This window comes from Endozoicomonas sp. G2_1 (assembly GCF_017744155.1).
Classification (GTDB): domain Bacteria; phylum Pseudomonadota; class Gammaproteobacteria; order Enterobacterales; family Alteromonadaceae; genus JAGHQT01.
Genome location: NZ_JAGHQT010000032.1, coordinates 1 through 3,834, shown reverse-complemented (window position 1 = coordinate 3,834; position 3,834 = coordinate 1). Strand labels below are relative to the sequence as shown.

General features: G+C 41.9%; 4 protein-coding genes and 4 tRNA genes. All 8 read right to left on the bottom strand.

The features are described 5' to 3' along the window. A partial coding sequence (locus J7384_RS19090) for a GTP-binding protein (protein ID WP_348523890.1) occupies positions 1-128 on the bottom strand: 128 nt, incomplete at its 3' end. 74 nt (positions 129-202) lie between these two features. After that, positions 203-278: transfer RNA gene (locus tag J7384_RS19085), tRNA-Thr, on the bottom strand. 15 nt (positions 279-293) lie between these two features. Further along, positions 294-367: transfer RNA gene (locus J7384_RS19080), tRNA-Gly, on the bottom strand. A 30-nt stretch (positions 368-397) separates the two neighbouring features. Further along, positions 398-482: transfer RNA gene (locus J7384_RS19075), tRNA-Tyr, on the bottom strand. Between the two features lie 30 nt (positions 483-512). Then, a tRNA-Thr gene (locus J7384_RS19070) sits at positions 513-588 on the bottom strand. A 98-nt stretch (positions 589-686) separates the two neighbouring features. After that, entirely contained in the window at positions 687-1,415 is a 729-nt protein-coding gene (locus tag J7384_RS19065; protein WP_209116131.1) for a type III pantothenate kinase, read from the bottom strand. After that, positions 1,399-2,418, bottom strand: a complete 1,020-nt coding sequence (gene birA / locus J7384_RS19060; RefSeq protein WP_209116130.1) for a bifunctional biotin--[acetyl-CoA-carboxylase] ligase/biotin operon repressor BirA — start codon at positions 2,416-2,418, stop codon at positions 1,399-1,401. Before birA ends, J7384_RS19065 begins: the two co-directional genes overlap by 17 nt. Continuing rightward, positions 2,411-3,454, bottom strand: coding sequence for a UDP-N-acetylmuramate dehydrogenase (gene murB, locus J7384_RS19055; RefSeq protein ID WP_209116129.1), 1,044 nt, complete (start codon positions 3,452-3,454; stop codon positions 2,411-2,413). The genes birA and murB overlap by 8 nt, the downstream gene beginning before the upstream one ends. Positions 3,455-3,834 lie beyond the last annotated feature (380 nt).

Here is a 3,834-nt window from a genome sequence, read left to right as displayed (position 1 = left end):
TCACCACCGAAAGTTTTAGTTAATACTGCAGAGATAGCAGCAGTTAACGTTGTTTTACCGTGGTCAACGTGTCCGATAGTACCAACGTTTACGTGCGGTTTCGAACGTTCAAATTTTTCTTTAGCCACTTTATATACCTCAAGGGAAAATAAAATTAAAAATAAAATAAAGAAGATAAGAAAGGATAGAAGGGTCTAGGAACTGGTGCTGATAGGCAGATTTGAACTGCCGACCTCACCCTTACCAAGGGTGCGCTCTACCAACTGAGCTATATCAGCACTAAGATACAAAGATGGAGCGGACGGCGGGAATCGAACCCGCAGCTTTAGCTTGGAAGGCTAAGGTATTACCACTATACGACGTCCGCGTTTCTATCAGACTATCTCTGCATAAAAAATGGTGGAGGGAGGTGGATTCGAACCACCGAAGGCGGAGCCGTCAGATTTACAGTCTGATCCCTTTGGCCACTCGGGAACCCCTCCAATATTTTTTTACTCTTAGTAGAGTATTAATGGTGCCGACTGCCGGAGTCGAACTGGCGACCTACTGATTACAAGTCAGTTGCTCTACCAACTGAGCTAAGTCGGCACTACATTAAGTGGTGCGAATTCTAGAGTAATGTTTTCTTGCATGCAAGCACAAAAACAAAAAAAACTGGCGTTTTAACTTGTTTGCTGTTTTTTTACTCATGAGTGATTAAAAAAACGCGCTAAACCAACAAAAACAAGCTGTTTTTCGATGAGATAATCGTTATTGGCGAACCCTAACAGCACCTCTGCATTACCACCTGTAAGGACAATTTTATCTAAGTTCATCCCCAATTGTCGCGCTTGGTCGATGGCAAAGGCGATGCCGCCATAGGTTAATGACCAACAACCTTGGTTAACGTTACTTTGAGTATCTCTGCCAAATGACTGATCAGTTGGCATTTGCGCACTGATGTTTATTCGGCTGGTTTGTCGATTCAAGCTATCACGCATTAATTCAATACCGGGAACAATCCAACCCCCTTGGTGTTGGCCGGTATTATCGAGCAAATCATAGGTGGTGGCCGTGCCGCTATCGACGATTAACACATTTTGCTGTGGATATAAGGTTGCAGCACCAATAATCGCTAACCAACGATCAATACCAAGTTGCTCTGGCTTTGGATAACCACAGTTAACGTTAAATGCGTTACGCTGTGTTTCAACTTGTAAGCAGTTAATTTTCTGCTCTCGTGCCCACATAATAAGTAACTTAGCTAACTCTTGTTGAACACTGGCAAAAACAATGTCAGTTGCTTGCGCAAAAAGAGATTCAAGTGAATTATAACTAAGCTCGGTATTATCAACGCTAGACACAGCTATGCGATTTAAGTCATGTAAATAGATATATTTGGTTCGCGTGTTTCCAATATCAATTAGCAGTTGCATTTAGTCCTCGTAAACTCACCTCACCACCGTAAATAGGTGTGACTTTTTGACCTTGAAGTAAAAGTAACGCACCTTGCTGATTAATCCCTCGGCTAATGCCTATTGTTTCTTTACTACCTGTAATAATTTTCACTTCTTGATCTAAATACATATCTCTTTGATGCCAAGCCTCAAGCATAGTTTCTAGGCCTTGCTCTTTGTGTTGCTGCAACCTAGTAGATAAGCGCTTGATCAAGGTTGCGGCGAGTTGGTTACGATTAATGTTACTCGCAACGCTGCTGCTTAGATCAGCCCAAGGTTGATCAATTTGCTGCGCTTGGCTTTCGGGCATAGCGACATTAACACCGATACCAATAACACAGTGACAGTCTTCTAATGGCTGCCCTTCTAAATCAATCAAGATACCCGCTAATTTTTTTCCATTGATATAGACATCGTTTGGCCATTTTAATTGCACATCAAGCTGATACAACTCATTAATTGCATCGCTTATTGCTAACGCAGAGACAATATTGAGTCCCATAGCTTCTGACATTCCTTGTTCCAAATGCCAATACATAGACAAATAAATATTACTGGCAAATGGTGAGATCCACTGCCGACCTCGGCGACCGCGACCTGCACTTTGATACTCCGCCAAACAAACTTGATTAGGTGTTATCTGCTGTCTAACCTGTCCCAGTAAATAATCATTGGTAGATTCAATAATGGTATGTACGTCAACTGAATGTTGGCGGCTATCGGGCAAGTATTGGTTGATTTTATCTCGATTGAGTAAATCTAAAGGTGTTGACAGTTTATAACCTTTACCAGATACGCGATAAATATCTAACCCCACTTCTGCCAGCGAGTTAATATGCTTAGCAATTGCCGATCGAGACAACTGGCATTGTTCAGCCATTTGCTGACCTGAGACAAAATCACCTGATGCAAGTGCGTTAATCAATAATTGCTTGGTCTGATTAATACCATTATCTCTCGGCTGATTCGACGTTTTAGTCATTAGTTTGCTCTCGCTCAAGTTGTACTAACGAAGTTTCACCATCTTTGGCAATAAAACGTACTTCGTGTTCTAGCATGACACCAAAATGCTGAAAAACAGTAGTTTTGATATAACTCGCTAAGTCGACAATGTCTTTACCACTGGCATTGCCGTGGTTAACTATCACTAATGCTTGTTTTTCGTGGGTGGCTGCGTCGCCTAAGCGATATCCTTTTAACCCGGATTTGTCGATGAGCCAAGCGGCAGCAAGCTTCACTTCAGTATCGGATATTGGGTAGTTTGGCACATTATCGTATTTACGTTCGAGCTCACTAAGCACCGAAGAGTCAACAACGGGATTCTTGAAAAAACTGCCCGCATTCGCTAAGTGATTAGGATTAGGTAACTTTGCGCTCCTAATTTCAATGACTCTATCCATAATGGTCTTTGCGCTTGATGTTTTGTCTAAATCATCCAAACCAGCATATGTAAGCTTCGGCTGCCATCGCTTGGATAAGATCAAACCAACCGACACTATTAATCCTTTGTCTTTGAGTGATCGTTTGAAGATACTATCGCGATAGCCAAATTGGCAATCACGGTTAGATATTTTGACAACTTGCTTAGTGGTAAAATCAAACCACTTTACGTAACGACAAAAATCAGAAAACTCGACGCCATAAGCACCTATGTTTTGCACCGGTGCCGCGCCAACACTGCCTGGAATAAGGGCTAGGTTTTCTAAACCGCCAAGGCCTTTATCAATAGTAGTTAACACCAGTTGATGCCAATTTTCACCAGCTTTAACCTCTAGCTCGGTATACTCTTCATGCTCGTTCAGCTCAATTCCGGTAAAAGCAGGCTTAATAATAACTGGCGTTTGAGTATCGACAAAAAGCGTATTACTTCCTTCACCTAATACATAGGCGCTTTTGAGATCAATGTCATCAACTAATGACAAGTCAGATATCGATTCCAACTCTATAATTTTTGGTGCTATGGCGTTTATCGCAAGGGTATTAAAGCAGGATAAGGATTGGTGATTGGAAACCTTCATAATAAGGAAAAGATAAACACGACAATAATAACGCCAATACTATCACGATATTAAGCTAGACAATAAGCTTAGCTAAGATTAGTCGTATCCCAAGAGTATAAGATAATATTTTTGCCACAAACGCAAAAAACCCGCAGCGTTAGCTGCGGGTTTCTCTTAATAGAAGCTTAGCGATGACCTACTCTCACATAAAGAGCAACCTACCCACACACTCTCAATTCGGCGCAGTGGCGTTTGACGTACATGGATGTAATAATGCCGCGAGAGCATGGATGCTCAAGAGCGGTCACTTCTGAGAATCTGTGACGGTATAAGCGCATGGATTCAGGTGTTGCTATCGCCGTAAAAACAAAAAACCCGCAGTGTTAGCTGCGGGTTTT

Excerpts from the sequence above, each read along its gene's own strand:
- birA (WP_209116130.1), bottom strand. The coding sequence starts at position 2,418 with ATGACTAAAACGTCGAATCAGCCGAGAGATAATGGTATTAATCAGACC.
- murB (WP_209116129.1), bottom strand. The coding sequence starts at position 3,454 with ATGAAGGTTTCCAATCACCAATCCTTATCCTGCTTTAATACCCTTGCG.
- J7384_RS19065 (WP_209116131.1), bottom strand. The coding sequence starts at position 1,415 with ATGCAACTGCTAATTGATATTGGAAACACGCGAACCAAATATATCTAT.